Origin of the sequence: Corynebacterium sp., assembly GCF_030826625.1 — a bacterium.
Lineage (GTDB): Bacteria > Actinomycetota > Actinomycetes > Mycobacteriales > Mycobacteriaceae > Corynebacterium.
Genome location: NZ_JAPJNQ010000016.1, coordinates 1 through 26,587 on the forward strand (window position 1 = coordinate 1; position 26,587 = coordinate 26,587).

Sequence of the window (26,587 nt, forward strand, 5' to 3'; positions counted from 1 at the left end):
CTTCCAGTTTGTCTATGACCACCGAACCGAGTACTCGGTTAAGCGGATGTGCCATGTTTTACAGCTGAATCGTTCCTCGTTTTATAAATGGGTCAGCACCCGCGAAAAACGCAAGGTGAGGAAGCTTTCTGATGGTCTTATTGGCGTGAAAATCAGGTCCATCTTTAATGATGAGCTTGGACTTTACGGGGCTAAACGCATCGCGGCAAGCCTCAAGGAAGACCCTGCGTATACCCCGGTTAATCACAAGAAAGTTGCACGAATCATGAAAGCCATGGGGCTAAAAGGCTTCAGCAAACGGCGTCGATGCATCACCACCAAGCGCAAGCCTGGTCACCGTGTCATGCCAGATCTAATAGGCCGTAACTTCACCGCTGATACGCCGAACCGCGTCTATGTCGGCGATATTACCTACTTGCCGTGTAAGGGAGGTAAAAACCTGTATTTGGCCACAGTCATTGACACGTATTCGCGGAAACTTGCAGGTTATGCACTTGCCGACCATATGCGTGTCTCGTTGGTTATTGATGCCTTATCCCACACACATGGTGTGCGTGGCAGCCTTGATGGGGCTGTTTTCCATTCCGATCACGGCAGTGTGTATACCTCACAGGCGTTTCGGGACCATTGCTCGTCGCTGGGTGTACGCCAGTCTATGGGAGCGGTGGGAACGAGTGCTGATAACGCTTTGGCGGAATCGTTTAACGCCGCCTTAAAGCGGGAGGTACTGCGTGATCGGAAAGTCTTTGACAATCCGATTGCCTGCCGTCAGGAAGTTTTCCGGTGGTGCATGCGTTACAACACGCGCAGGCGGCATTCTTGGTGCAATCTTGTAGCTCCGGATGTCTTTGAAGCCGAGACTTCGGCTACACTGGCTGAAGCAGCATAGCTATCCCCGATGTGTCCACTTTCCGGGGGTCAGGTCCGAAACTTAAAGGGGAAAGCATGTCCTTGATCACTCGCAGCAAGAAGTCTCGCCAAAACATTGCGCTCTACGCGGGCTGGGTGATCATGGGATTCTATGTGCTCTCATGGTTATTGGTCATTGAGGAGCCTACGCGGGACCTCGCGTATTGGCTCGTTACTGCTCTCGCAGCGGTAATTGTTTTTGGGTGTGGGCTTTATGCCCGAAGTCGCGCACTTTTACTGCTGGCTCCGGCCTTATTCTTCGTAGAGATAATCGCGATTGTCCTCGGGTTCACGCTTGGCGTCGTGCTGATGATCCTGGGAAGCGTAGTTAATGCCGTTGTTATGCTCTTTGGCGGTGACCCGGTGTGGACAGATCTTTCCCCAATTTAAATCGGGGCCGGACTTAGGTGCATCTAACAGAAGCCAAAGCTGGACGCGCAGCCAAATCTAACGTGGACTAGCGCTCGGCCCGGCGTGACCGTCAATAAAAAAATAAAACCCAGATCTGACAACCCAGATCTGGGTTTTTACTGTTTTTTACGGGGAGCCGTGAAACTGCGGGGGCTTGCAGCCGTGGAGCCGTGGAGCTTGCTGCTGCGAAACCGCGGAGCTTGCTGCCGGGAAACCGCGCAGAAAGTCGAACTTGCTAGTGCTAGCCGCTAGCTCTGCGGGTTACGGGAGGCTTCGAGCATTTCTTCAAACTCCACGAGCTTTTTGCGCTCGCGGCCCTCGGCCTCACCCAAAGCTACTTCGCGGGCATCCAGCAACTGGAAGCCTTCCCAGTTGGTCACTTCGACGCCGCGGGATTCCAGTAACTCCACCAAGTCGGTGTTGTCGGCAGCAGACAGCTTGCCGGCCTCAATATCTTCCAACAGCATGCCGATGGTCTCGGCGGCATCGGATTTCGTGTTACCAATCAGACCAACCGGGCCGCGCTTAATCCAGCCGGTGGTATACAAGCTCGGCACAATCTCGCCATTCGGTTCGGTGAGCACGTGGCCGCCGTCGTTGGGGATGACGTGTTTCTGCTCATCAAACGGCACACCCTCGATGCCCACTGAACGGTAACCAACCGCGCGGTAGACTGCTTGTACCGGCCATTCGGTGAATTCGCCGGTGCCTTGCACATTTCCGTCGCCGGTCAACTCGGTGCGCTCGGTCTTCAGCGCTGCAACCTTGCCATCCTTGCCGATGATCTCGACCGGGTTTTCAAAAAAGTGAATCTGCAGCGTGTGCGGTGCTTCCTTCGGATCGCGCATCGCGTACTGTTCCAGAATTTGGCACACCTGATCTTGCGACTTCGATGCGCGGCGTGCCGCCTCGCCGGATTCGTCGTAATCAATATCTTCTGGGTCGACAACGACGTTGATGGTGTCCGAGTGGTCGAGCTCTTTCAGTTCCTGCGGGGTGAATTTTGCTTCGGCGGGGCCGCGACGTCCGAACACGCGCACGGTGTGGGCCTGGTTTTGTGCCAGTGATTCGTAGACATTGTCCGGAATTTCGGTGACCTTCAACTCGTCGCCCGTCTTCGCCAAAATGCGGGAGACATCCAGGCCCACATTGCCGACGCCGATGACCGCGACTTGCTCGGCGGAAAGGTCCCAGTTGCGCTCGAAGCGGGGGTTACCGTCGTAGAAGCCGACGAATTCGCCAGCACCCCACACACCTTCCAGGTCCGCGCCCGGGATGTTCAGGTCGCGGTCGTCGACGGCGCCGGTGGAGAAAATTACGGCGTCGTAATGATCCTTGAGCTCTTCGACGCTGATGGTGTGGCCAACCTCGACGTTGCCGATAAACCGGATCTTCTCGTTGCTGAGCACGCGGTGCAGCGACTTGATGATGCCTTTAATACGCGGGTGATCCGGAGCCACGCCGTAGCGGATCAAGCCGAAGGGGGCGGGCATGCGGTCGAGCAAGTCAATATCGACGTTGCCGCCGGTCTTTTTAATCAGGATATCGGAGGCGTAAATACCGGCTGGACCAGCACCGACGACGGCGATCTTCAGTGGTTTATCGCCCTCGGTGTTGGGGTTGCTGGTCACTGCGTCAGTCTGCTTGGACGGAGTTGCGGACGTAGTGGAAGTAGTCATTCGCGTTAATCGTGCCTTTCGGTTGTTAGTCGTTAGTTGTTGGCTTCACGTGCGAGTGCGTTCTTCTGCGCGTGCGTGATCACGCGCTTATTCGGTTCGCGTTAAGCAAGCACGTTCTATTTGAACCTATTTGTCTCTATTTTGCTAGCTAGCGAATTAAATTCAAATGATGTGGGCCACATTACTCCAGGTCGCATGCAGGATTGCTTGTATGAATTAAATAGACCGATCGGTCTCATTGGGTTAGACCGAGTGGTTCAATTACTGTGAACGCATTGGTTCGGCCGGGAATGTGACTCTCCGGTTGAACAACAAAATCTACAACTAACCCGAAGTAAAACCCCAGCACATCGCCGAAACCGTTTAGTGAGGCAACTTATGACTACAAACGCACCCGCACGCCCAAAGCGGAAACCAAAGCCAGAAGGGCAGTGGAGTATTGACGGCACCGACCCGCTGAACAAAGAAGAGGAGGTGAAGCAAGAACAAGAAGCCTTCGAGGTCAAGCAGCGTGTGATCGACACCTACTCCAAGCAAGGTTTTGATTCGATCCCTGCCGATGACATCAGCAAGCGCTTCAAGTGGCTCGGCATTTATACCCAGCGCAAGCAGAATCTCGGTGGCGAATACACCGGTCAATTAGAAAACCATGAGCTGCAAGATAAATATTTCATGATGCGCGTGCGTTTCGACGGCGGCCAAGCCACCCCGGAGCGCTTGCGCGTCGTCGGTGAGATTTCCCGGGATTTCGCACGGTCTACCGCGGATTTCACCGACCGGCAGAATATTCAGCTGCACTGGATCCGCATCGAGGATGTCCCAGAGATTTGGCACAGGCTGGATGCCGTTGGTCTGACCACGATGATGGGCTGCGGCGACGTGCCGCGCGTGATCTTGGGCTCGCCCACCGCTGGGGTGGCGGCCGACGAGATCATTGATGCCAGCCCGGCGATCGAAGAGATCAAAGAGAACTATCTGCCGCGCGCGGAATTCCACAACCTGCCACGGAAGTTCAAAACTGCCATCTCGGGTAATTCCCGCCAGGATGTCACCCACGAGATCCAGGACGTGGCGTTTATTGGGAAAAACCACCCGGAATACGGCCCTGGGTTTGACTGCTTCGTTGGCGGCGGGCTGTCCACCAACCCGATGCTGTCGCAATCGCTGGGGGCGTGGATCCCCATCGAGCGCGTTCCGGAGGTGTGGGCCGGGGTAGTTGGCATCTTCCGCGATTATGGTTTCCGCCGCCTGCGCAACCGTGCGCGGTTGAAATTCCTCGTCGCCAAGTGGGGGATTGAGAAATTCCGTGAGGTGCTGGAAACAGAGTATCTGGATGAGCCGCTTCTCGACGCTGAACCGACCCCGTTGCAATCCGGCATCCGTGATCACATCGGCGCGCACCCGCAAAAGGACGGCAATTTCTATCTGGGTGTGAAACCGACTGTTGGCCACGCGACCGGTGAACAGCTGATTGCGATTGCAGAAGCCGCGGAAAAGCACGGGATCACGCGTATCCGGACCACACCGATGAAAGAACTGCTGTTTTTGGATATTCCGCGCGAAAAGCTTGCCGAGGTAGCTCGCGACCTGGATGCCACGGGCCTGTATTCCAAACCTTCGGAGTTCCGCCGCGGCATCATCTCCTGCACAGGGTTGGAGTTTTGCAAACTTGCCCACGTCACCACCAAATCGCGCGCGATTGAGCTGGTCGACGAGCTCGAAGAGCGCATTGGCGATATTGATTCCAGCCTGACGATTTCCCTGAACGGCTGCCCGAATGCGTGCGCGCGTTCGCAGGTCTCGGATATTGGTTTGAAGGGCCAGACGCTGACCGACGACGACGGCAACCGTGTGGAAGGTTTCCAGGTGCATCTCGGCGGTGCGTTGGGCATTGAGCAGAACTTCGGCCGCAAGCTGAAAGGCCACAAGGTTCTGGCCAGTGAGCTGGGCGATTATGTCGTGCGCGTCGTCGAGAACTACAAGCAGCAACGCGAAGAGGGCGAGTCTTTTGCGCAGTGGACTGTCCGTGCGGATGAGGAGGCTTTGTCATGAAGTTTCGCCGGAAACCGAACCCGAACCGGAACCACCCGTTGTACTGCCCGTATTGCGCGGGGGAGGGGCTGTTCCCTGACGAGGAAACAGAGTTTGCCTGGAGTTGCAACGAATGCCTGCGGGTGTTTTCCGTGCAGTTCCACGGCCAGGATGAGCAGGAGGCCGCGCCGGAACCGGCGGTGTCCACCAATGAGGCGCTGCAGAACTCCCTGCACAAGTCGCTGAATTTTCTCAATGTTTCACGTGGAACATCGGACACGGAGCAGAGTTATCGCGACCCGGAACAGTCCCCAGCAGGCGCTTCCACCACGACGGAGCCGCTTGCCGACGACATTGCGGCGCACAACCGGCAGCTCGTAACCGACTACGCCGACGCGCTATATGACGCCAGTGCCGAAGACATCCTGGCGTGGGCGGACGAACACGTGCCCGGCGAAATCGCGGTGACCATGTCCATGGAAAACACCGTGTTAGCAGAACTCGCCAGTCGCTATGCCCCACGCGCCAGCCTGTTGTTCTTGGACACCGGTTATCACTTCGACGAGACCCTCGACGTCGCCAAGCAGGTGCAGCAGCGCTACGACCAGCAATTTATTACCGCCACGCCCGCCCTGGAACGCAGCCAGCAAGACGAGGTCTACGGCCCGCGGCTCTATGCCTCGAACCCGACGGCCTGCTGCCGGATGCGCAAAGTCGAACCACTCGCGCGCAACCTCTCGCCATTCGCGGGTTGGGTCACCGGGCTGCGGCGTGACGACGGCCCCACGCGCGCACAAGCACCCGCGCTAAGCCTCGACGATACGGGCCGGTTGAAAATCAGCCCGCTGGTGACATGGAGCCTGCAAGACACGGAAGACTACGTCGACAAGCACGACCTGATCGTGCACCCGTTGACCAGGCAGGGCTACCCGTCAATCGGGTGTGCGACCTGCACCTTGCCAGTAGCGGAAGGCCAAGACCCACGCGCCGGGCGCTGGGCTGGACTGAACAAAACAGAATGCGGACTACACACATGAGCACAAGCGTGAACAACCCCACCCAAATCAACCAACCACCCCACACCAGCCAGCCAACCCACCCAACCGGCACCGCGTTATCGCCGCACCTGCACGAACTCGAAAACGAATCCATCCACATCTTGCGCGAGGTCGCGGGGCAATTCGACAAAATCGGGCTGTTGTTTTCCGGCGGAAAAGACTCCGTCGTGGTGCTGGAACTGGCCCGGCGTGCCTTTGCCCCGGGTGCGATCCCGGCGGAACTGATCCACATCGACACCGGGCACAACTTCCCAGAGGTGCTGGAATTTCGCGATCGCACCGTCGAGAAATACGGCGTAAACCTGCACGTCGCCAAACTGCAAGACTGGATCGACCGCGGTGAACTGCAAGAACGGGCCGATGGCTCGCGGAACCCGCTGCAGACCGTCCCGCTGGTGGAAACCATTGAACAGCGCGGCTACGACGCGGTGCTCGGTGGGGCGCGGCGCGACGAAGAACGGGCACGCGCGAAAGAACGCATTTTCTCGGTGCGCGATAGTTTCGGCGGCTGGGATCCACGGCGGCAGCGTCCGGAACTGTGGAATATCTACAACGGTGGCAAATTGCCGGAAGAAAATATCCGCGTATTTCCCATCTCCAACTGGACAGAAGTTGACGTCTGGCAATACATCGCCGCGCGCGGGCTGGAACTTCCCAGCATTTACTTCGCGCATCAGCGTGAGGTAATTGAACGCGACGGCATGTGGCTATCTCCCGGGCCCTGGGGTGCGGGCAGCTCAGCCGCACACGCAGCTGGTGCAGACCCGGCCGCCCCGGTGAACCCGAACACCCCGGTAACCCGCACGGTGCGCTATCGCACGGTCGGCGATATGTCCTGCACGGGGGCGGTGTTGTCCGAAGCCGAAACCATCGATGAGGTGTTGGCGGAAATCGCGGCTTCTCCACTCACAGAACGCGGTGCGACCCGCGCTGATGATCGTATCTCCGAATCCGCCATGGAAGACCGCAAGAAGGAAGGCTACTTCTGATGACTAGCACCGCAACCACCGCAACAACCGAAACCACAGCATCCACCGCGGCTCCTGCAACCACCGCATCCACCGCAACCATCCTGAATAATCGCCGTGCGTTGCGCATCTGCACCGCTGGATCGGTGGATGATGGTAAGTCCACATTCGTGGGGCGTTTGCTGCACGACACCAAATCGGTGCTGTCGGACCAGCTAGAAGCCGTGGCGGCGAGTTCGTCGAAACGCGGCTTCGATGGTCTGGATTTTTCCTTGCTTGTCGACGGCCTGCGCGCCGAACGCGAACAGGGCATCACCATCGACGTCGCTTACCGGTATTTCGCCACTGACCAGCGCAGCTTCATCCTCGCAGATACTCCGGGGCACGTGCAGTACACCCGAAATACGATCACGGGCATGTCCACGGCGGAAGTCGTCATCTTGCTCATCGATGCCCGCTATGGGGTGGTGGAACAAACCAAGCGCCACCTGCATATCGCGGCGTTGCTGGGAATCCAAGACGTGATCATCGCGGTGAACAAGATTGACCTGGTCGGCTATGACCAGGCCGTGTATGAGGACATCCAAGCCCAGCTTGCCGACGCCTTAGCTGAGTTTGGTGCGTTGGCGCCACGTAATACTCGCGTGGTGCCGATCTCCGCATTGGCCGGTGACAATGTGGTGGAAAGATCTGCGCACACCCCGTGGTACGACGGCCAGCCGATCGTAGAACTGCTCGATACCATCCAACCGGCGGAAAGCGATATCGCTGCCGGTCTGGATTTCCGTTTCCCGATCCAATACGTCATCCGTGAGCCGCAGACTGATTACCGCGGGTACGCCGGGCGGGTCACCACCGGTGCGGTTGCCGTGGGCGATGCCGTCACCGTCAGCGGCGGGCGTACCAGCACCGTGGTTGGCATCGATACTGCTGACGGACAGCTGCAGGAGGCACACTCTGGTGATTCTGTGGTGCTGCGGTTGGCTGATGAGATTGATCTGGTCCGCGGCGATTTCATTTCCGCTGGTAGTAGCCCGCGCAGTACGCGGAAATTCACTGCCACGCTGGTGGGCTTGTCCGATAAAGGCGTGCGTGCGGGGCAAAAACTGCACCTGCTGTATGACAGCGGCAAGTATAAGGCGCGCGTGGCCAGCATCGAGACTGGTCAGGACCAGTCAGCGCAGGACGAGTCACAGACAGCACAAGCCCAGCTAGCGCTTAACGAGATCGCCACCGTGGAATTAGAAACCGCCGTGGAGATCGCAGTGGATGATTACGCAGCTCGTGGCAAACGCGGCGCTTTTGTGCTGGCGGATCCGCACGATGGCAACTCGCTGGCTGCGGGATTAATCGGGCAGAAGTAACGGGGGAGAGCTAATAATGACTGCGCTGATTACTCTTTCGCACGGCTCACGCCACCCGCAGGCTGTCGGTTTGATCAATGAGCTCAGCGCAGCAGCCGCGAACAGCGCTGGGGTGGAAGGCTACAGCAGCCACCTGGAATTCAACGAACCTGACCTGCGCACCGCCGTGGCCGAGGCGATTGCTGATGGGCACAAGCATATGGTGATCGTCCCGTTGCTGTTTACGCGTGGGTTTCACCAAAAAGTTGATGTTCCGGAACAACTCGCTGCGGTGCGCCAGCAGGCACAGCGCGCCGGGGCGGACGTGGAGCTTGCCGACGGGCTGGGCACCGGCCTGGCCATGGAGGAATTGCTGTCCCGGGTGATTGCCCGTGATGCTCCGGCTGGGGCGCACGTGGTGTTGGTGTCGGTGGGGTCTTCTGACCATGCGGCCAATGCGAGCGTCGACAAGCTCGCCAGGCGTGTTGCTGCAAGGCGTGCCGGCGTGAACCAGGCCGGTGCTCATCAGTCCGGCGTAAATCAGCCCGACGTAAATCAGTCTGATGCCGAACAGAGCAGCGCCGATGGCATCAGCGTCGTATTTGCGACCGGCCCGAACCGGTTGGCAGAGCTGGCCCAGCACCACGAGCGAATGCACCTGGTGCCGCTGTTTGTCAGCCATGGCTTGTTGCTGGATCGAATGTATCGCCAAGCCGAAGAAATTAATGCTGCACCAGCCGGTGGATTACGAGCCGGTGCAGAACAAGCCGGAGCATCCGCAGCACAAGAACGCAGAATCACCTATTCCCAACCACTAGGCACGGCACTCGCAGAGGTAGTAGCCGCGCAGATCTGAGGAAAATCATGAGAGGTTTAATTTTTATCGCCCTGGCTGGTTTCGCCGCGCAGCTTGTCGACGGCGGCATCGGCATGGGATTCGGGGTGACCTCAACGACGATCCTCCTGGGGCTCGCAGGTTTGGGTGCTGCGCAAGCTTCGGCCGTGGTGCACGTGGCAGAACTCGGAACCACCGCGGTATCCGGTTTTAGCCACTGCCGCTTTGGCAACGTGGATTGGTCCGTGGTGGCGCGGCTGGGATTTCCCGGGGCACTGGCCGGGTTTGTCGGCGCAATGTTTTTATCCAATCTGCCACTGGATAAGGCACAACCGATTACCGCAGTCGTGCTGGTGGCCATCGGGGCAAACCTGGTGTGGCGATTTAGCCAAGGGCGCACGAAACGCAAGCTGGCAAAAAAGGCGGAATATTCCACACCATTTTTAGGATTTTTGGGTGCCGTGGGTGGTCTGGTGGATTCCACCGGTGGCGGTGGCTGGGGTCCGGTGACTACCTCCACGCTGTTGGGCGTCGGCCGGCAACAGCCTCGGTATATCGTCGGCACGGTTTCTGCCTCGGAGTTTCTGGTGGCCGCGGGCGCATCCGCTGGTTTTGTGGTGGGCCTGTGGGAGGAAATCGTTTCGCATACCGCCGCGGTTGTGGCCTTGTTGATTGGCGGAAGCATTGCCGCCCCCATCGCTGCCTGGCTGATTTCCCGCATTAACCCGGTTGCCCTGGGCGGGCTGGTGGGTTCGGCGATTATTGCGTTGAATATTCGCTACCTGCTGCCATTGGATACGGTGTGGCCGGTGCAGCTAGCGATCATGGCGGTGGGTATCGCGTTGACCGTGCACGGGGTGCACCGATACCGCACACGCATGCGGGTGGAATCCTTGCAGAGTGCAGCCGCGCCAAGCACCGAATCGCGCACAGAGCCGGTGGCTGCTGAGTCGGTAACTCGTGAGCCAGCGGGTGCTGATCCGGACGCTACTGAGCAGAAGATTCCAGCCCGGCTACATCTCCGATGACGATCACCGCAGGTGGTTCCACGGAATTTTCCGTAATGGTTGCGCCGAGCCGTTCGAGCTGGCAGCGGAACACCCGCTCGTCGGCAAGGCTTCCTTCCTGAATGACGGCGGCGGGGGTAGCTGCGGCCAGGCCAGCGTCGATAAGTGCATCCGCGATTGCACTGGCGTTGCGCACCCCCATGATGATGGACAGCGTGGCCCCGGAGCGCGCCAGTGCAGACCAATCAACCAGGGATTTTTCGTGCCCCGGTGGCAGGTGCCCACTGACGACGGTGGCAGCATGCACGACGCCCCGTTGGGTAACAGGTATGTGTGTCAACCCCGGAACAGCATAAGCGGAACTTACGCCAGGAATGACTTCGCAGGCGATCCCAGCTTCTGCGAGTGCCGTGATTTCTTCAAAACCGCGCCCGAACACAAACGGATCGCCTCCTTTGAGCCGTACCACCTTGTATCCGGCTTGGGTGTATTCGACGAGCATGCGGTTGATTTCTTCTTGGGCGACCTGCTTTTTATACGGCAGCTTGGAAGCGTCGACAAGCTTTTTGCTGGAAATATCGCACAATCGATCCAGAAACGGGGTGGGGCCCAGGTGGTCTGCGACGATGACATCAGCCTCGTGCAGTGCGGCTTGGCCACGTAACGTGATGAGATCCCACGCGCCGGGGCCGCCACCAATTAACTTGACTGGGTGAAAATTCTTGGCTGGGCCATCGGCAGCGACAGCGGCGGATGCGGCATTGGTAGGGGCAGAATCTGGGCCGGAATCTGGAGTAGTCATGCCGCTAGTTTAGAACACCTGGTCATGCAGATCATAGGCTCCACTAGGGATGTATTCTTCGACCGTGCTGCAATTTTGCTTCTCGTTTCCCGGGCCGAATTTTGGGACGAACTGCTCGGCATCCTGCTCGGCGATGGGGATGCTGGTTTTATGGTTTCCGTATACGTATCCGACGATGCCATGATCTGATTCAATTTTTGCTACCTGGCATTTTACGGTGAACATTCCGTGGTCATTGTGAACTGGTGCAGTGGGTTTGTCGTTGTGGTCGGCGTCAGGAGAGTCAGCGGCATCAGAGGAGCCAGGTGCTTCTTGGGGCTGTGTTGCCGTGGCAGGTGATGTTGGAGACGTGGTGACTGAAATGTGTGTTTCAGGCGTCGGAGGTTCGCTCTCGGCTGTGGAGCACGCCGATAACACAGAAAATGCTACTGCCGTCGGGATAAAAGCTGTCTGTAACCTCATAGATACAAGGTTACTGTGAATCCCGTTATAAAGACGCTAATTCGTCCAATTCCTTTCGTCGCTTGTGGGCGAAGAAGTGCTGGTTTCGGTAAGCCCGAGAGCTTCTTTGAGAACCTCGTGTTGGATTTCTGTAGTTTCTTCTCGTGCAATTTCGGCAGCATGGATGTCTTCTTGATCTTCTAATGCTGCAACAGCGCGAGCATAAAATGAGGGGGAGACGACTACGGCGCGGGCGCGGCTTTGCTGGCTGGTGATGGTGATAGGCATATGTTGTGCTTCCGCAAGGATTTGGTCGTGGGACTTACGAAATTGGCTGACAGTCATTGATTTTGGTTCCATGTTTTTAAAGTACATCTCAAATGAATTGAGCGGCGCGGGCGTGAATAAAAGCTAAACAGGGTGCTTGGCCCCATCGCGATGTCATTAACTGTCCCAGATCTGGTTTTCGGGCGGCGAAATAGACCGGGAATCGACATCACTCGCCACCAACCGGCTTTCCAAGAATGTGAAATAGTTGACAAATCACCTTTTTTCTTGAGGGGTGCAGCGCTCGGGCTTCATGTACATCGTATTTTCTCTCGATACCGTCTTGAGCAGCAATTATGTTGCTGTGAGTGAGAATTTCCCGCCCGAAATAGCGGGATTTTTCTGCCTCTGCCGCAAGACCCATGAAGAAAAATCTCGCCAACGAAGATCCAACGAAGCGTATTCTTGGTGTCGTTGTCCTTCCGGGTGCAACGCACTTGCGGGTACAACACATCTGAAGAACATTAGATAGCTCACCTATATATAAGGAGGAAGTTATGCCTTCCGCACTATTCGTAGTTACCGCCGCAGATAAATGGACGCTGGCCGACGGCAGCGCCCGCCCTACCGGTTACTGGGCCGAAGAGCTGATTGCTCCACACCGAGTATTCAAAAACGCTGGATGGAACATTGACTTTGCGACGCCAAATGCCAAGGCTCCAGTAGTAGACCAGTACAGCCTCGATGTTCTGTCCGACAGCGAGCGCGCGGAATACGAGAATTACCTCGGAGAAATCGGCTCGGAGCTGAACAACCCGCTTAATCTGGCTGATGTTAACGAGGCTGACTATGACCTCGTCTTTTACCCTGGCGGCCACGGCCCAATGGAAGACCTGGCTTATGACCAGGATTCCGCCAAACTGCTGCAGGACCGCATCGAATCCGGTCGTGCGCTTTCCCTGGTATGCCACGCTCCAGCTGCTTTGCTCGCCATGGACAATGACAACTGGCCGCTTAAGGGCTACACCATGACTGGTTTTACCAACGCCGAAGAAGGCGAGGAGACCATCGCAGCCGCCAAGTGGGTAGTTGAGACTCGCCTGCGTGAACTCGGTGCTGACTTTAAGCAGACCGATCCGATGCAGCCGTACGTCGAAGTAGATCGCAGCCTTTACACCGGCCAGAACCCAGCATCGTCTGAGCCTCTGGCACAGCGCATCCTGCGCGACTTTTAATACGAACGCTGAAATAACCGCCGCTTCTACAGGGCACTGACAAGCCCGCGCTAACCTGCTCCTAGGGCACCGCTTTGCCCCGGGGCAGGTTATTTGTCTCTAGCGAGCGCTTCTCCGACACGTTTGCCGGAATGGATGCAGCCGCCTAAAAAGGTACCTTCCAGCGCATTCTTGCCGTGCATGCCGCCACCGCCGAAACCAGCTGCCTCCCCGCAAGCAAACAAACCGGGGATGATGTTGCCGTCTGAATCGAGGCAGCGCCCGGAAAGGTCTGTTTCCAGTCCGCCCAGGGTTTTGCGGGTTAATACTTGCAGCCGTACAGCAATGAGCGGTCCATGTTTCGCATCTGCGAGTTTGTGTGGTGCGGCAGCGCGTACGATCTTATCGCCCAGAAATTTCCGGGCCGTGCGCAGATAATTCACCTGGGCATCCTTGGAAAACGGGTTATCCAGCTGGGAATCCCGATCAGCAACGGTGCGTGCGACTCGCTCGCGGTCCAGCAGGCCGTCGTCGGCAAGCGCGGCCATTTTTGCGGTTAACTCATCGAGGTTATCGGCGATCACCCAATCCACGCCATGGTCTTTGAAAGCCTGCACGGCCGGGTGTGTTTTGGGCCCAAGCTTGCTGGCCAGTTGCCGGATTGTTTTTTGCGTTAAATCTGGGTTTTGTTCGGAACCAGAAAAGATGAATTCCTTATCCGCGATGGTGGAGTTCAACAAAAACCAGGAATAGCCGTGGCCTGTTTTACCAATATGGCTCAATGCAGCGAGGTTATCGGAGCCGGGAAACAGATTCGTGGGCAAGCGCTTGCCGGTAGCATCCAGCCACAACGACGACGGCCCGGGAATAATGCGGATGCCATGGTGCGGCCAGATGCTGTCCCAATTGTGCATTCTCTCGGGGTAATGCCACATTCTGTCCGTATTCACTAGGTTTGCGCCGACGTGCTTGGCGACGTCGATGCCGCTGCCGTCCACGTGTGCTGGAACGCCAGCTACTAGATCGTCGGGACACGGGCCCCAGCGATCGCTTGGCCAGCTGGCGCGTACTTTTGCTAGATTGCCTCCGATGCCGCCGGTGGCGATGACCACGGATGCTGCATTCAGTTGAAATTCACGCACGGCTTTTCTGCTTGAGGCCTGGCCGCGGGGTAGCGCATCATCTGCTGCTAACTCGACCCCGCGTACACCGGTGACTCGGCCGGACTCGTCTTGTAGCAGGCCTTCCACGCGGTGGCGGAAGCGCCAGGTGAGTTGTCCGGTTGCTTCCGCCCGTTCGAGTGGTTCGCGGAAAACCCGGACGACTTCTGGGCCGGTGCCCCAGGTGAGGTGGAATCGTGGAACGGAATTGCCATGACCACTGGCATCGCCGCTGCCGCGCTCGGCCCAGCCGATCGTCGGCAAGACATTGAGACCGAGCTTTTTTAAATATTCTCGCTTTTCACCGGCCGCGAACTGCACGTATGCCTGGCCCCAGGCCTTCGGCCAGCGATCATGGGGAGCGTCGTCGTAATCCGCACTGTTTTCCCAATCGCGCCAGGCAAGCTCATAAGAATCGCTCACCCGCATCAATTTTTGCTCCGGGCTTCCCACATAAAACAAACCACCCAGCGACCAGAAGGCTTGGCCGCCCAGGTTATTGCGGTTTTCTTGGTCGAGGATCACGACCTGTTTCCCGCCCTGTAATGCCTCGTAGGCTGCAACCATGCCCGCCAGGCCGGAGCCGACGATGACGATGGGGGCGGTGGACGAGTCTGTGGATGTCTTTGTTGGGCCACTTTGCGACGATGTCTTGGGTGTTGTGTAAGTCATATTGCAAGTCTAAATTAATCGACGATCTCGGGCAGCGGTGACGGCGGCGGTGCGCGATTCCAAGACAGAGAATGAATCAACTTGTTGTATAGGACCCCCCTCCGCCGAACTGAGATTGAGACAGATGAGTGATCTACTGCATCTTTCGGGGTAATATAATCTGTGTTACTTTAAAAGAGGTTTACGTATAATCCGGGTTGTCATGTATCTTGTCCACCCCTCATTTCGGAGGTTATCAGACAGTTTCAGCTACAGCCCTCTGATTATTTTCCTTCCTCTATTAGAAAGTCATTTCCGTGAGAACCGTTAGCCCTGTACTTGAAGTTCAAGCAGTTGCCGTCAAAGCGACCCCAAGGCACAGCCCCCTCGCGTTGCCACTAGATTTTGAGCTTACTCACGGGCAAAAAGCATTGTTATCAGGTCCTTCCGGATGTGGCAAGACTACATTCCTGAACGCAATCGTAGGCTTACACCCCCTACACGAAGGAAACGTAGTGCTACTTGGCGAGTTCAACATATCTAAGACCTCAGTATCGACCCGCCAAAAATTACTCCGAAGCGATATTTCCTACGTCGGCCAAGAACTAGTAGCTTTCCCAGGCCTTACGGTAAAAGAGTATTTAGAATTCAATCTACAAATTTGCAAGAAAAAGGTGAATTCAGGATTCTATGTCGGAATTCTTGAATCGTTAGGTGTAGAACACACTGTAAACCAGATGCTGACCGAACTTTCAAAGGGGCAATTACAGAGAGTCATGATCACTGGTGGACTCATACGACAACCTAAATTACTGCTACTTGATGAGCCGAGCAGTGCATTAGATAGCGACTCGCGGGACAACTTATTCAGTGTCGTTGACGATGCGGTGCACGAGGGAACGGGAGTTCTCATGGTGTCACACGACCCAGTCGTCGAAAGCTTCGTTGATTCTGTAATCACTATGGAAAAGGACGATGCAAACCATGAATAAGAATTTGCAAAAAATTGGGGCGTCGATCGTCGGCGAGGCCAAAATATATTTCTTTGTCCTCGCACTAGCCCTCGGAATCACCACCAGCTTTGTTCTTGTTTTAGGTTCAGTCTGGTCGCGATTGATTGACGAGTTTCCGGATGACCAATTCAAGTTTATTGGTGGCAATATGCTCTTTTGGGCGACATTTGTCGCCATCGCCATGAACATTCCGCTTGCAGTTCTCGGTTCTTTACTCCTTCGGGAACAATCCATAACGCTTATACGCTTTGGACTAGGTCGGCGTCACTTTATCCGCGTAATGCTTGGGCAAATGTGGAAGCCGTTCCTCGGCGCCTTACTCCTCGCAGTCGTGCTTTATTTACCATTTTCTGCACTCTTAGAATGGCTTCCTGATGATAATGGAACTTCATTAATCAGGGTCAGTGGATTTGGCGTTCCTACTTTTTTCGGCATTGTTCTCGCAATAATCAGCCTCTTCATTCCACTAACCATCTCGGTATTGTTTTTGAGCACGAATTTAGTGACGAGGGTGAACAATAGCTTCAGAAGGTTACGCTCCATCAAACGCTGGCTCTTGCGAGGGATTTTCGCTTTAGGCGGGACCGCATTAATTATATTCGGAATAGTTTATGAAAACGGACAACAAGGTGGAATTCTCTTTACGGTAGGGATACTGCTTGTTGGTTCTACTCTTGTTCCCCAGGCGGCTCCGCGTATTGCACTCAATCTTACGACACTCGTTGCAAGGTTATCCTCGTACCGTCCCAGCCCCGTTTTGAGTAAATCTGTGACTTCCGAATATCGGTCACGTTTTTCAGGCATCTCGTTATTCCTGTTCCTCATTGCAAGCATCCCTGCGTTACTTTTCAGCGCATCTGGTATGCAAGCCCGCGCCATGGGAGAAGGCGGTATTGCGCAGTGGGATTTCTGGGTCCTCATGGCCGTTCCTCTAGCCTTTACGCTACTAGCGATTATCTCCGCAAGTCTCATACTTAGCCAATTGCTCAACCGTAGTCTCCATAAATTCCTCAAACTAGGGATTATGCGTCGTGAATACCATTTCGCATTACTGCTCACACTTGCTTCAATAGCTTTTTCGGCGCAGGCGTTAGTGCTTGCTTGTGTGTTTTTTCTGGGACTACTCATGATGTTCGTCTGGAATATCAGTTTGATTGAAATGTTGAGTGAGTTGTATTGGCAGCCACTAATATCTGTGTTTATTCTCGTCATGATTTTTGTGCCGCTCCTGTATCTGGGATTCTCGGGTGTAAAGGGCAAAGAGATCCAAGCCGCTTTGGGATCGAGGAAATAGCCGAAAAGGAATCTCTTGCCTAAGTGAAGTGCCCCAGATTTCGACTACGGCGCCCCGGGGCGGTCTAAATTAATCGGCGATCCCGGGCAGCGGTGACGGCGGCGGTGCGCGATTCCACACCCAATTTCTGAAAAATATGAATCAGGTGCGTTTTCACCGTCGCCTCAGAAATAAAAAGCTTCTTTGCCAAGGCCTTATTGCTCGCACCGGTGGCGAGTTCCCGCAGAATTTCAATTTCACGCTGCGAAAGGCTCTGCTGCGGTTGTGAAGTCCGCTGCGCCAGTGCTGCCGCCACATCCGGCGACAACGTGCGCTTGCGTTCGTGGGTGGCGATGATGGCGTCGAATAAACTTGTCTCGGGCGAATCCTTCAGCAGATACCCCAACGCACCGGCCTCGAGAGCGGCGACGATATCGGCTTCGGTGTCGTATGTCGTCAAGATCAACACAGGTGGACCGCCTGCCTTCGCTAATTTGCTGGTCGCGGTGATGCCATCAACCCCCGGCATCTGGATATCGCACACCACCACATCCACATCAGTGATGCTGCCGTCGACAAGCCCATCCACTGCGCTACCATCGGCAGCCTCGTGGGTGACATGCACCCCGTCGAAGCTATTCAGGATTGCGCGCAGGCCAGCGCGGACAACGGGGTGGTCGTCGAGAAGCATAACGCGGATCATGGTGGTCTCCTGGAACTAGCTAGCTGGTGTGTGCTGCGAAGTCAGCGGGATGCGGGCCGCAACAACCGTGCCTTCACCCGGGGTCGATTCAATATTTACTGTGCCAGATAATGCAGCAATGCGTTGCTGAATACCACCAAGCCCGTAGCCGTGGCTGGAGTCTTGCTGGGGTGCCTGCGCCGGGTCAAAACCACGGCCGTCGTCTGGGCAAGCACGCAGGTGTGGCAGCGGATTTCGCGCGCGCATGACGACGTCGTCGGCACTGTCCTGGCGGTGGACACCCGGGACCGGCACGCAGGTGCCTTGCGCGATGAGGAATGGCACGATGCCGAAAACCAGACCGGGGATAGTGCTGCAACAGTCGAGGATTCTTTTTCTGGCTTGGCTGCCTACCGGTCGGAGCAGGCATCGCTCCAGCTGATTCAGGTGTTGTTGTATGCCATTAGTGCTTTGGTGACCGTGGCGTTTCTGAGCGTGTGGACAATCCAGCGCAGCCGTGATCTTTCCGTGCTACGCGCACTTGGTGCCAGCCCGGGGTACGTGTGGAAGGATGCGCTGGGACAAGCCGCTGTGGTGGTTGGCATCGGCGTTGTGCTTGGTGCCGGCGTCGGCTGGGCAGCTGGCGTGTGGGCCGGGGGGTCTGTTCCGTTTGATTTGCAGTGGACCACCATCGTGGTGCCCGCCGCGGGCATCTGGGTGCTCGGTATGTGTGGCGCACTGGTAGCAACCCGACGAGTGAAAAAGATTGATCCGGCATCGGCATTGGAGGGAAAATCCTAATGAATACTGAAAATAAAAACACGCAAGTTAAAAATCCAGCGGTCGCTTGCCACAACGTCACTGTTGATTTCCCCGACGGCACCGGCACCGTGCGCGCTTTGGATCAGGTGTCCTTGCAGGTTCTTCCGGGGACGGTGACTGCCATCGTGGGTGAATCAGGATCCGGCAAATCCACCTTGCTTTCGGCCATGGCGGGGTTGTTGCAGCCCACGGAAGGTGAAGTGCGTATCGCCGGTGAACTGATGAGCGTCGGCTCGGAGGAAAAGCGCAGCGAATTACGGCGCCAACACATCGGGATGATTGTCCAACAGCCGAACTTGTTGGAATCGTTGTCTGTTGCCGAGCAGTTGCTGATCACCGACCATCTGCGTGGACACACCCCGCGCCGGGAGCGGGCAGAAGAGCTGTTGGCCAAGGTGGGTTTGGAGGGGCTTGGCAGCCGCAGCGTCGGCAAGCTATCCGGTGGTCAACGGCAGCGGGTGAATATTGCGCGTGCAGTGATGAATGATCCGGATGTTTTGCTTGCCGACGAACCTACTTCCGCGCTGGATCAGGAATTGTCTCAAGAGATCATGCAACTATTGCAGCAGGTATCACGCGATTTGGGGATCGCGACGTGCGTTGTCACCCATGATCGGAGAATGTTGAAATACGTGGACGAAGTGGTGGAAGTCATCGACGGCAAAATCAAGTAAAAATCTTGCATAGTGAATAGTTCCGTCTGAGGATCTGGAAGACGCTTATCATCAACCAGATGCTCATTGGCTGAGTGTTCGGTAAACGGCATGAGCCCTGAAAGGCTTAAATCTGACTCTAGATCCAAACAACGTTTCCAAAACTAACTATATAAAGGAGCAAAGCTACCAGATATGCGGCCCACAATAACAGCACCGGCGAAAAACCAGCTGCAATGGCGACGGCGATAGCGCGTGGTGAGCGGGCAACGAGCGCCAAAGTCAGGGGGATAATGGCCAAACCAAGGGTCCAGCCAATTGCGCTGACAGAACCGTAAGGAAATAGCGTCGGAATAAATTGAATCCCGACCACACATGCAGATAAGGCATAAGAAACGTTCTGTAAAGAGAAATCCATTGCTTGCGTTGAAATCCTTTGTGTCAGCAATCAATCAAGTATGCATGAGACTGCAATGCAGGAAATTAGGGCGCGCGTTAACTTCTTTATGAATATCTACCCTTATTCTTCACTACAATAACTTCAGTATGGACTAGGAAACTATATTGCCAGGTACTATAGTAGTGAACCCCGCCATAGTCAAGGGGTTCTGTGAATCCGTGCAAGCCGGAGTGAAGGCGGCTTCATTGCGTGCATGGCGGGATTTTGCGGACGTGCCGCGTGGAATTGCTTGAGAGGTCGTTGTCGCGGAGCTAGATGGAATCTATTAAGTCATTAAGGAGCTATAATGCACAATCTGCTAAAGAAAATTTCTGAGTTTCAGGAAGTATCGGCATATCACTTCACCTACACACAAAGGACCCTGGATTCCGGTGGGGAAGTAGCCCAGATTCGTGAGGAGGGAACAGTCGATTATCGGAGTGGCACCATCGAAAGTACGGTTTATGCCGTCGACGGGGAACTTGTCGACGAACAGATGCGCTACCGCGTAGAAAGGCAAACTAAATACGCCACTATGGCTGGGAGCGAAGAAAATACAGAGATGCCGTACTTCGGTTTCGGGATGGAAGCCCCGGGACTGCTGTTGAGTTTGTATATGGCGCGGGAGATCGAGATGGATGATGACGCATTAGACGGTGTGCTCTCTTTGGAAAATCCGGCACGTCCATTGGTGGATGATGACCATGATTCTATCCGCCAGTCTGTTGCGAGCTTATTTGTACAGGGCAATGGTTTTCCACCACGGTTTAACGTAGAAATAGGTGCCCATAAAGCAACGGTTGAAGTTATTCAATCCCCGGGCAACCAGCATCATCAAGATATTCGCTCCGGGGTGATTTCTACTCTAGAGCTAGTCTCTATCTAAGAGTCGTCATGGAGGATGAAGATTCTTTGCCCGCATAGTTTCGTGTAAAGGCTATTGTTATTTGCCATTTCTCTCGCGGTGTTTGCATCCGGGCCAACAGCACGGGCAACGCTTGCCTTCGTGGAGCTCTTCGCAGGTGCGTCGGATGCGGCGGGCTCGGGTTTCTTCCTTTTTCGCATCTGATACCCAACAGATGAATTCATTGCGAGCTAGTAGGGTGAGTCCGTTCCACAGTTCTGCGAGATTTTCGCGGACTAGGGCCTGTTGCAGGTCGTCGGGAAGCGGGTGGACGGCACCGCCGTAAAGCACAGCCTGAGTTGTCATGACAACCATTTTAGTGAAAGTGGTTCGGCAGGGGGTATGCAGTGATCGTTAGCGTAATCCCTGGCATTGCATTCTTGGCTATCTGAAGTGCTCAGATTTTGCCACCTAGTCAGACGGAATAGAACCTGGAGCACTTCAGTTATCGGCTGGCTTATTTTAACCTTCGGCGTAGGCTATGTAATCGCTAGCGGAAATACTGTTGCTACAGTCTTTCTGTCAGCCTCATGGGTACTTTTGACTGTTTCAATGGTTGCCCGGTTTTCTAAATAAAAAGGGAATCCTTTTAGTGCACAGATTGGCTGTCCTAAGAGCTCTTGCTCTAGGACAGCCAATTGAGGGGTAAGTATCCAAAAAGAGGATGCGGACATTTTTAAAAATATTCAGAGTAGTAGCTTGCGTCGGCGTTGATTGATGCTTAATCCGCTGAACTCAAACTTAAGTTTGAGTTGATAATCTGGGCCCGTTATAGACTGCTAGGATAACTGCCATGGGCGCTCAATCTTTCGATGTCATTATTGTCGGCGGTGGATTCGCCGGTAATGCAGCAGGCATAACTTTAGCGAGAGCATTACGGTCCGTAGCAATCTTTGACACTGGACGTCCGCGTAATCGTTCAAGTTCTCACGCACACGGTGTATTGGGGCAAGACGGCGCCAATCCGCTTGAATTCCTGAGGCGAGGACGTGAAGAGTTTTCTGCCTTCGGCGGGACACAATTCTCGGATGAAATCTTAAAAATTCAGGCTGTTGAGACGTCTGCTCCCCACGGAAAGACTCTTTGGGAGGTTCATTCTTCCCAGGGGAAAAAGTATCTGGCTGAGCACGTTCTAGTGGCTACTGGCATCTCCGATAAGTTGCCCGCCGTCCCTGGTTTAGAAGACCTTTGGGGGCAACGTGTATTTCACTGCCCCTATTGCCATGGATTTGAGATTCGTGACACGGATTGCGCAGTGATCGGAGGTCTCAACCCAGGATTTACTTTCCGGATGACGCACATGCTGAGAAAATGGACGAGTCAATTGACGTTCTATACAAATGGCCTAGTCCTGGATGCTCAACAACGCGCGCTCTATGCTGCGCGCGGCGTGATTGTCGATGACACACCTGTTACAAGTGTTGAAGCGGACCTAAACTCACCTAGCGGAGTTGTAATAAATGCAGAGTCAGGGTGCAGTCGATTTGAATCCTGTTTTACAGGTCCGGACTTCCTCCCTAACCATTCGCTATTGTTGGATGCAGGCTGCGAACACTCCAATGGTTGGGTCCTACAAGACGGTGGTAAGACTTCGATGCCTGGTCTTTGGTCAGCAGGAAATGTCACCAGCTCTCCTGATCAGATTAGTCAGGCGATGGGCAGTGCAGTGGCAACTGCCATTGCAATAGATCAGACGCTCCTGAGCGATGAACTCGCAGCCCTAGCTCCCTCGTTCTGAATCGGGTCAAAGTCAAAGGGGCCAGCACCACTTATGGTTTTGGGGTTTCAACCGCAAGACACTTCTCGTAGATGCACGTAAAAAATTTATACACTCGAGAAGTTGAAGAGGATGTTTCATTTTCCTACTGAGTTGCGCCTTTTAAGGTGTTGAGGCTTCGGGCTCCATGTCGTGAGCTACCTCAACCCATCTGCCTTGGCGACCTTACAGGTCGGGTGGAGCTGCCGCTTAGCGCCGACCTCATCTTTCTTACCGATGGAGATTTAGGAAGATAGCACTGAATTAATGCTCTGAATTTTGGTTTCAAGAGAATTATCGCACCCACAACCCGTGCTCGTTTAAAAAGGAGCTGATCCATACCCGAAGATGGGTGATGTTGAGGTGGAGATCAAGCCGTTTGAGTGGGTGCATTGGTGGAATGAGGAAAGGCTCCACCAGAGCTTGGGGTACCGAACCCCGGCTGAGGTTAAATGAGACTTTGTGGCAACAGGATGAGTCCCGGGAAACAATGGAAATCCAGGTAAATGCCTAGGAACAAACCCCAGTACACTTCATGTAGCCTTAATTCATAAGATCTATTTTTAACTCTTTGAAAGGACTGTTATGACGCGTTATTTCACAGCTTGGATAACCTTTATGGTTGTATTGTCGATAGCTGGGATTATATTTGATGGATTTGACTCGAAGCAAAGTATTGCTGTTACTGTCATCGTTTCTTTAGCTTCTGCTGCCGTAATCTACTGGCTACATCCGTTCTCCACCAATCTAGAAAAATAGTCAAATAATTTGTACTGGAGCGTACTGGGTTTAGTTTCGCTTTGTAAAGGCCGTTGACTGGCCCGATCGCTATGGTGCACCAGCTGGTTTCCATGGATTCGACCGGTGGCGGTGAGAGCATGTTCCACAGCCTTGATGGGTAGCACATCGGAGCGCACCGTCTAGCGTGTAGTAACACCAGCAATTTTCCGACTGAAGACATCTACGGCAAACGCGGTGTAGCCACATCTTGGCAGGGTGCGAACGTAAGTAATCTCGGCAGCCCAAGGCTTGCCTGGTGCTTGTGCACGAAAGTTTCGTTGAACCAGGTCCAGGCGATGATCAGGTGCCTTCGGGCTGATTGTGATTACCGGATAACGCCCAAGATGTCGGCCACTGACACCGGCTAGTTTTTTAAAAAAAACATGCGGTCTTGTCGCGGGCTAGGTGAAAGCCTTCACGGTTCATGGCATGCCACATTGTACAGATAGCGTAGACCGAAAAGTTTTCTGCATGGACTCGTTGAATCTCTTCGGATGAGCAGACTATCGCTTAAGGTTCTTACGCTGGGAAGGCGTGTGACGGCTTTGCGATAAACGCGTAAGGTAATGGAATCCACGATCCGCAGGGTCAAGGACGAGGCAGATGGCCCCGGGGCCCACGCTATTTCTTGTATGTGTTGATGTAGGAGATCATGCGCTTGTGGAGTAGTCGACTCTCGCTGCGAAAACCGACGCGGTCTTGAGGATCCCATTTGCTCGTTTGGTTTCGCGGTTTTCTCGGCGCAGGCGCCCTAAGATCTTCTTCCATCGACTCGCCACCAGATGGTTCAGCATGATCACAAGCTGTGGCGCTCTGTGGTGCTGTCGCGGTACCAAGCCCACAACGTGTGGTGGGATACACCAGGCAGCTCGCAGACCTCTATTTAAGTGTGCTGCAGTGATCAGGATGCCAAGCGGCAGATGTCAACAATCTGATGGACCACTTTCTCCTTGAACTCGATGAAATACTTTCTAGGCATAGTATCCAATCCTTGCGTAGCTGAGGTAGGAACTAAGACCAGGACGCTTCACATTCTCAATACTTATCACCGACAACTACACAAGCTGAAAAACGATAATATTTGTCATTTTTTAATGTGAAGATCATTCTGAAGAATTGAAGCACGCCTTACGTCCAACTTTTGCGAGGATCTTCTTGCGCTACCCGTCGCACCTGGGAATCCTCCATCGTCCAGGAAGGGTAACTTGTGTCAATGGCTCTTAGTACTGTTATCAGGTCATTGAGTCGTCCTCGGACGTTGGTTTCCAAAAGGTTTTCTTGGTGCGATACTCGGTTACGTAAACGTGTCAGCCGTTCAACCTTCTTGCCAATACTTTCCCTCCATTGGTCTTCAATACCAGCGTTGGGAAAGGCGTGGTGGAGACACTCCTTCCACAGTCTTTTGGCGTTTGAACGATGGTCCGGCAATGCCTCTCCGAGAAGATTCGACCAATTACCTAACGTGAATTGAGCTATTACATCATCGTGACTGGGCGGAGCGTTCTTGCGTGTGTGTCCATTACCTCGACGTTGAGATTCTTTCCGGGCCCATTTTCTAGCCTGCCCCATAGGCGTTTTGAACATGTCGTACAACAACTGGTTTGATTGGTATTCAAGGGACCAATCTCTGCAGCCCTTTTCCTTATAGTTCCAGTCCTGAAGCGCATTGTTCATCGCGTTGCGTGTTAGAACCTCAAAGTAAGACAACTGAGAGTGTAAAGCGCCGGCTAGCCGAGTATTCTAGCGGTACAGTGCTACTGCCTTTTCTGTATCGTTTCCTGCAGCTGTGTAGTATGTTTTGAAACGAGCCGCGCCAAACATGGTTTCTAGTTCATTTTTGTCCTTCATACGCTTAATGATATGCTCGGGCGTGTGAGCGTCAATGTAGATTGGCGCACCATACCCCACGACCCCAAGCTTTGTGCTTGGGGTCGTTGATTTTCAGGGTTAATAGACAAAGGGGTGGAATTCAGGGTTAAGGGACAAAAATCGGACACCCTCGGGCATTCAGTTCAAATGACCTGAGCTATTTGTTTGAACATATTCATAAAGCGGAAACCTGTGAAAAGCTCGGTTTGGTGATAAGCGCCAACCAGGTCTCCTCTAAACCCGAGCAAACTGAATAAAATCGGGATGAGCTTCACTAGTGTTGGAACAAGAAACATCACGATAATCGTGAAGGATAAACTTGCCATGTTTGGACCATAGCCCGCCGAAACGAGGACACCGTAATGATTCAGAAAATCCCCTTGAAAGCTTGGGAATTAATGTTTTCTTTATTGGTGCTCTTTTTGGCTCTCTTTTACGTTGCTATAGCGTTTGATGGGGGACTACATAGATCCATTCAAGCTGGTTTGGCTGTTGCTTTTGTGCCCGTCAGTTTTTTCTGGCGGATTAAACCCATATTGTCTTCATTCTTGACGGTGATGATTCTGTATGCATGGTCCGTTAATTGGATTACCGCACTCCCAACTAACCTGGGATTAACGCCTTTCTTCTTGTTTCTTCCGGTCGCGATATATGGAGTTTCGCGACAATCTGACAGTAGAAGGTGGGTGACTGGCATTGCACTGTTAGCTTATCTCTATTGCACTATCTCTCCAGTCATGTGGCAATTTGGGACTGACGCAATCGCCTACCGTAGCCTTGAACAGGCCATCTCGTGGATCCTAGTACAGTGGCTCGCGCTTTCCATTGTCTTGCAATTCGGTCGGGCTGAACGGAAACAAGAACAGCAGCGGGAACTCGATAGAAGAATAAAGGAACAGTCAAATCTAGAGAAGTTAAGAAAAATTCAAACCCAAGAAAGGATGCAGATTGCGCGAGAAATTCATGATGTCCTCGCTCATAGTTTGACATTAATTAATGTCCAAGCATCTGCAGGAGAAATAGCTGGAAAAACCTCTGCCGATAATAACAACAACGCACAAGAGGAAGCTCTAAGGAATATTCGTAGAATCAGTTCTGATTCGTTAGTGGAAGTTCGCGGGATTGTTCGAGCATTAAGAGATAACACTAGTAAAAGCCAAGAGCAAGGCCTCACTGGGCTAAGCAATATGTATTCTCAATTAGAGAATTTTTCTAAAGCTGGACTCAAAATCCACGCTGATTTGCCATCTCCAGAAGAGATGCAGGAACTTGTACAATCTGTACCTCTAATTACTCAATTGGCTGTACGCAGAATCATAGATGAGTCCCTAACGAATATCCTTCGTCACCAGGGTGTTGAGACTTCTGCGAGTATAAAGATGTTGGTTTCGCTTGCTGCTAACGAGCTTTCTTTGGTTATTACAAGCAAATCAAAAGGAAAGAGCGTTGAAGCGTTTGAGGGCTCGGGAAGCGGCTTAATCGGTATGCAAGAAAGAGTTGCCAATCTCGGCGGCTGGATTACTTTCAAGCACAAAGATGGTACGTTCTCCGTAACAGCTTCGGTGCCGATTCTGCCGGGATAGTATCCCCAGATGGGGGAAAGCATGAATTATTTAAACG

General features: G+C 54.1%; 27 protein-coding genes and 1 pseudogene. 18 read left to right on the top strand and 10 right to left on the bottom strand.

From position 1 onward, the window contains the following. A partial coding sequence (locus RCH87_RS03380; RefSeq protein WP_306515346.1) for an IS3 family transposase occupies positions 1-889 on the top strand: 889 nt, incomplete at its 5' end. A gap of 56 nt (positions 890-945) precedes the next feature. Further along, positions 946-1,299 (top strand): hypothetical protein, encoded by a 354-nt coding sequence (locus RCH87_RS03385; RefSeq protein WP_201810000.1) that lies wholly within the window; start codon positions 946-948, stop codon positions 1,297-1,299. A 269-nt stretch (positions 1,300-1,568) separates the two neighbouring features. Here RCH87_RS03385 and RCH87_RS03390 read toward each other — a convergent pair whose 3' ends face one another. Next, positions 1,569-2,999 carry an FAD-dependent oxidoreductase gene (locus RCH87_RS03390; protein ID WP_306515347.1) on the bottom strand — a complete coding sequence of 477 codons (1,431 nt, stop codon included), beginning with the start codon at positions 2,997-2,999 and terminating at the stop codon, positions 1,569-1,571. Between the two features lie 378 nt (positions 3,000-3,377). Between RCH87_RS03390 and RCH87_RS03395 the strand changes: the two genes are divergently transcribed. The 6 genes from RCH87_RS03395 to RCH87_RS03420 all read left to right on the top strand — a co-directional run bounded on the left by RCH87_RS03395 (position 3,378) and on the right by RCH87_RS03420 (position 10,262). Beyond that, positions 3,378-5,051: a nitrite/sulfite reductase gene (locus RCH87_RS03395; RefSeq protein WP_306515348.1), complete on the top strand. Its 1,674-nt coding sequence runs from the start codon at positions 3,378-3,380 to the stop codon at positions 5,049-5,051. Between the two features lie 221 nt (positions 5,052-5,272). Then, the gene (locus RCH87_RS03400) at positions 5,273-6,067 is read left to right on the top strand and encodes a phosphoadenylyl-sulfate reductase (RefSeq protein ID WP_306515371.1); all 795 of its coding nucleotides are present in this window, start codon (positions 5,273-5,275) and stop codon (positions 6,065-6,067) included. Next, a complete protein-coding gene (gene cysD / locus RCH87_RS03405) occupies positions 6,064-7,077 on the top strand; it encodes a sulfate adenylyltransferase subunit CysD (RefSeq protein ID WP_306515349.1) in 1,014 nt (337 codons plus the stop codon). Before RCH87_RS03400 ends, cysD begins: the two co-directional genes overlap by 4 nt. Then, the gene (locus RCH87_RS03410) at positions 7,077-8,420 is read left to right on the top strand and encodes a sulfate adenylyltransferase subunit 1 (protein WP_306515350.1); all 1,344 of its coding nucleotides are present in this window, start codon (positions 7,077-7,079) and stop codon (positions 8,418-8,420) included. The genes cysD and RCH87_RS03410 overlap by 1 nt, the downstream gene beginning before the upstream one ends. Before the next feature lie 16 nt (positions 8,421-8,436). Next, positions 8,437-9,255, top strand: coding sequence for a sirohydrochlorin chelatase (locus RCH87_RS03415; protein WP_306515351.1), 819 nt, complete (start codon positions 8,437-8,439; stop codon positions 9,253-9,255). Positions 9,256-9,263: 8 nt separating this feature from the next. Next, complete coding sequence (locus tag RCH87_RS03420; protein ID WP_306515352.1) at positions 9,264-10,262, top strand: sulfite exporter TauE/SafE family protein; 999 nt, start codon at positions 9,264-9,266, stop codon at positions 10,260-10,262. Here the strand turns inward: RCH87_RS03420 and cobA are convergent. Genes cobA through RCH87_RS03435 form a run of 3 tightly spaced genes read right to left on the bottom strand, consistent with a single transcriptional unit; the run spans position 10,222 to position 11,844 of the window. Beyond that, complete coding sequence (cobA, locus tag RCH87_RS03425) at positions 10,222-11,043, bottom strand: uroporphyrinogen-III C-methyltransferase (RefSeq protein ID WP_306515353.1); 822 nt, start codon at positions 11,041-11,043, stop codon at positions 10,222-10,224. The two genes, RCH87_RS03420 and cobA, sit on opposite strands and share 41 nt — an antisense overlap. Positions 11,044-11,052: 9 nt before the next feature. Then, positions 11,053-11,505 carry a hypothetical protein gene (locus tag RCH87_RS03430; RefSeq protein WP_306515354.1) on the bottom strand — a complete coding sequence of 151 codons (453 nt, stop codon included), beginning with the start codon at positions 11,503-11,505 and terminating at the stop codon, positions 11,053-11,055. Positions 11,506-11,541: 36 nt separating this feature from the next. Continuing rightward, on the bottom strand, positions 11,542-11,844 hold the full coding sequence (locus tag RCH87_RS03435) for a prevent-host-death family protein (RefSeq protein ID WP_306515355.1): 303 nt from the start codon (positions 11,842-11,844) through the stop codon (positions 11,542-11,544). Between the two features lie 464 nt (positions 11,845-12,308). Between RCH87_RS03435 and RCH87_RS03440 the strand changes: the two genes are divergently transcribed. Then, positions 12,309-12,986, top strand: a complete 678-nt coding sequence (locus tag RCH87_RS03440) for a type 1 glutamine amidotransferase domain-containing protein (protein ID WP_306515356.1) — start codon at positions 12,309-12,311, stop codon at positions 12,984-12,986. A gap of 89 nt (positions 12,987-13,075) precedes the next feature. On the opposite strand, the gene RCH87_RS03445 is transcribed toward RCH87_RS03440, so the two are convergent. Further along, positions 13,076-14,692 carry an FAD-binding dehydrogenase gene (locus tag RCH87_RS03445; RefSeq protein ID WP_373690907.1) on the bottom strand — a complete coding sequence of 539 codons (1,617 nt, stop codon included), beginning with the start codon at positions 14,690-14,692 and terminating at the stop codon, positions 13,076-13,078. A 401-nt stretch (positions 14,693-15,093) separates the two neighbouring features. On the opposite strand from RCH87_RS03445, the gene RCH87_RS03450 reads away from it, so the two are divergent. After that, positions 15,094-15,768 (top strand): ATP-binding cassette domain-containing protein, encoded by a 675-nt coding sequence (locus RCH87_RS03450; RefSeq protein ID WP_306515358.1) that lies wholly within the window; start codon positions 15,094-15,096, stop codon positions 15,766-15,768. Continuing rightward, positions 15,761-17,083: a hypothetical protein gene (locus RCH87_RS03455; RefSeq protein WP_155896250.1), complete on the top strand. Its 1,323-nt coding sequence runs from the start codon at positions 15,761-15,763 to the stop codon at positions 17,081-17,083. Before RCH87_RS03450 ends, RCH87_RS03455 begins: the two co-directional genes overlap by 8 nt. 64 nt (positions 17,084-17,147) lie before the next feature. Here the strand turns inward: RCH87_RS03455 and RCH87_RS03460 are convergent, their stop codons facing one another. Then, positions 17,148-17,765, bottom strand: coding sequence for a response regulator transcription factor (locus RCH87_RS03460; RefSeq protein ID WP_018120580.1), 618 nt, complete (start codon positions 17,763-17,765; stop codon positions 17,148-17,150). 15 nt (positions 17,766-17,780) lie between these two features. Further along, positions 17,781-18,059, bottom strand: coding sequence for an ATP-binding protein (locus RCH87_RS03465; RefSeq protein WP_306515359.1), 279 nt, complete (start codon positions 18,057-18,059; stop codon positions 17,781-17,783). Here RCH87_RS03465 and RCH87_RS03470 point away from each other — a divergent pair. Together RCH87_RS03470 and RCH87_RS03475 are read left to right on the top strand one after the other, a co-directional pair. Next, positions 18,039-18,545, top strand: a complete 507-nt coding sequence (locus RCH87_RS03470) for an FtsX-like permease family protein (protein ID WP_306515360.1) — start codon at positions 18,039-18,041, stop codon at positions 18,543-18,545. The two genes, RCH87_RS03465 and RCH87_RS03470, sit on opposite strands and share 21 nt — an antisense overlap. Next, positions 18,545-19,240, top strand: a complete 696-nt coding sequence (locus RCH87_RS03475; RefSeq protein ID WP_306515361.1) for an ABC transporter ATP-binding protein — start codon at positions 18,545-18,547, stop codon at positions 19,238-19,240. Before RCH87_RS03470 ends, RCH87_RS03475 begins: the two co-directional genes overlap by 1 nt. 118 nt (positions 19,241-19,358) lie before the next feature. Here RCH87_RS03475 and RCH87_RS03480 read toward each other — a convergent pair whose 3' ends face one another. Then, positions 19,359-19,637, bottom strand: a complete 279-nt coding sequence (locus RCH87_RS03480; RefSeq protein ID WP_306515362.1) for a hypothetical protein — start codon at positions 19,635-19,637, stop codon at positions 19,359-19,361. 328 nt (positions 19,638-19,965) lie between these two features. Here RCH87_RS03480 and RCH87_RS03485 point away from each other — a divergent pair, with 328 nt between their 5' ends. Next, the gene (locus RCH87_RS03485; protein ID WP_284571919.1) at positions 19,966-20,544 is read left to right on the top strand and encodes a hypothetical protein; all 579 of its coding nucleotides are present in this window, start codon (positions 19,966-19,968) and stop codon (positions 20,542-20,544) included. Positions 20,545-20,601: 57 nt separating this feature from the next. Here RCH87_RS03485 and RCH87_RS03490 read toward each other — a convergent pair whose 3' ends face one another. Next, entirely contained in the window at positions 20,602-20,868 is a 267-nt protein-coding gene (locus RCH87_RS03490) for a YdeI/OmpD-associated family protein (RefSeq protein ID WP_306515363.1), read from the bottom strand. A gap of 487 nt (positions 20,869-21,355) precedes the next feature. Between RCH87_RS03490 and RCH87_RS03495 the strand changes: the two genes are divergently transcribed. The 3 genes from RCH87_RS03495 to RCH87_RS03500 all read left to right on the top strand — a co-directional run bounded on the left by RCH87_RS03495 (position 21,356) and on the right by RCH87_RS03500 (position 23,077). Next, a complete protein-coding gene (locus tag RCH87_RS03495) occupies positions 21,356-22,300 on the top strand; it encodes an NAD(P)/FAD-dependent oxidoreductase (protein ID WP_306515364.1) in 945 nt (314 codons plus the stop codon). A gap of 366 nt (positions 22,301-22,666) precedes the next feature. After that, positions 22,667-22,774 carry an integrase core domain-containing protein gene (locus RCH87_RS10400; RefSeq protein WP_373690906.1) on the top strand — a complete coding sequence of 36 codons (108 nt, stop codon included), beginning with the start codon at positions 22,667-22,669 and terminating at the stop codon, positions 22,772-22,774. 129 nt (positions 22,775-22,903) lie between these two features. Next, complete coding sequence (locus RCH87_RS03500; RefSeq protein WP_174233991.1) at positions 22,904-23,077, top strand: hypothetical protein; 174 nt, start codon at positions 22,904-22,906, stop codon at positions 23,075-23,077. Positions 23,078-23,130: 53 nt separating this feature from the next. On the opposite strand, the pseudogene RCH87_RS03505 reads toward RCH87_RS03500, so the two are convergent. Beyond that, positions 23,131-24,077, bottom strand: a pseudogene (locus tag RCH87_RS03505) (IS3 family transposase); the annotation flags it as partial. Between the two features lie 1,252 nt (positions 24,078-25,329). Between RCH87_RS03505 and RCH87_RS03510 the strand changes: the two are divergent. Further along, positions 25,330-26,550: a sensor histidine kinase gene (locus tag RCH87_RS03510; RefSeq protein ID WP_306515365.1), complete on the top strand. Its 1,221-nt coding sequence runs from the start codon at positions 25,330-25,332 to the stop codon at positions 26,548-26,550. Positions 26,551-26,587: the final 37 nt, after the last annotated feature.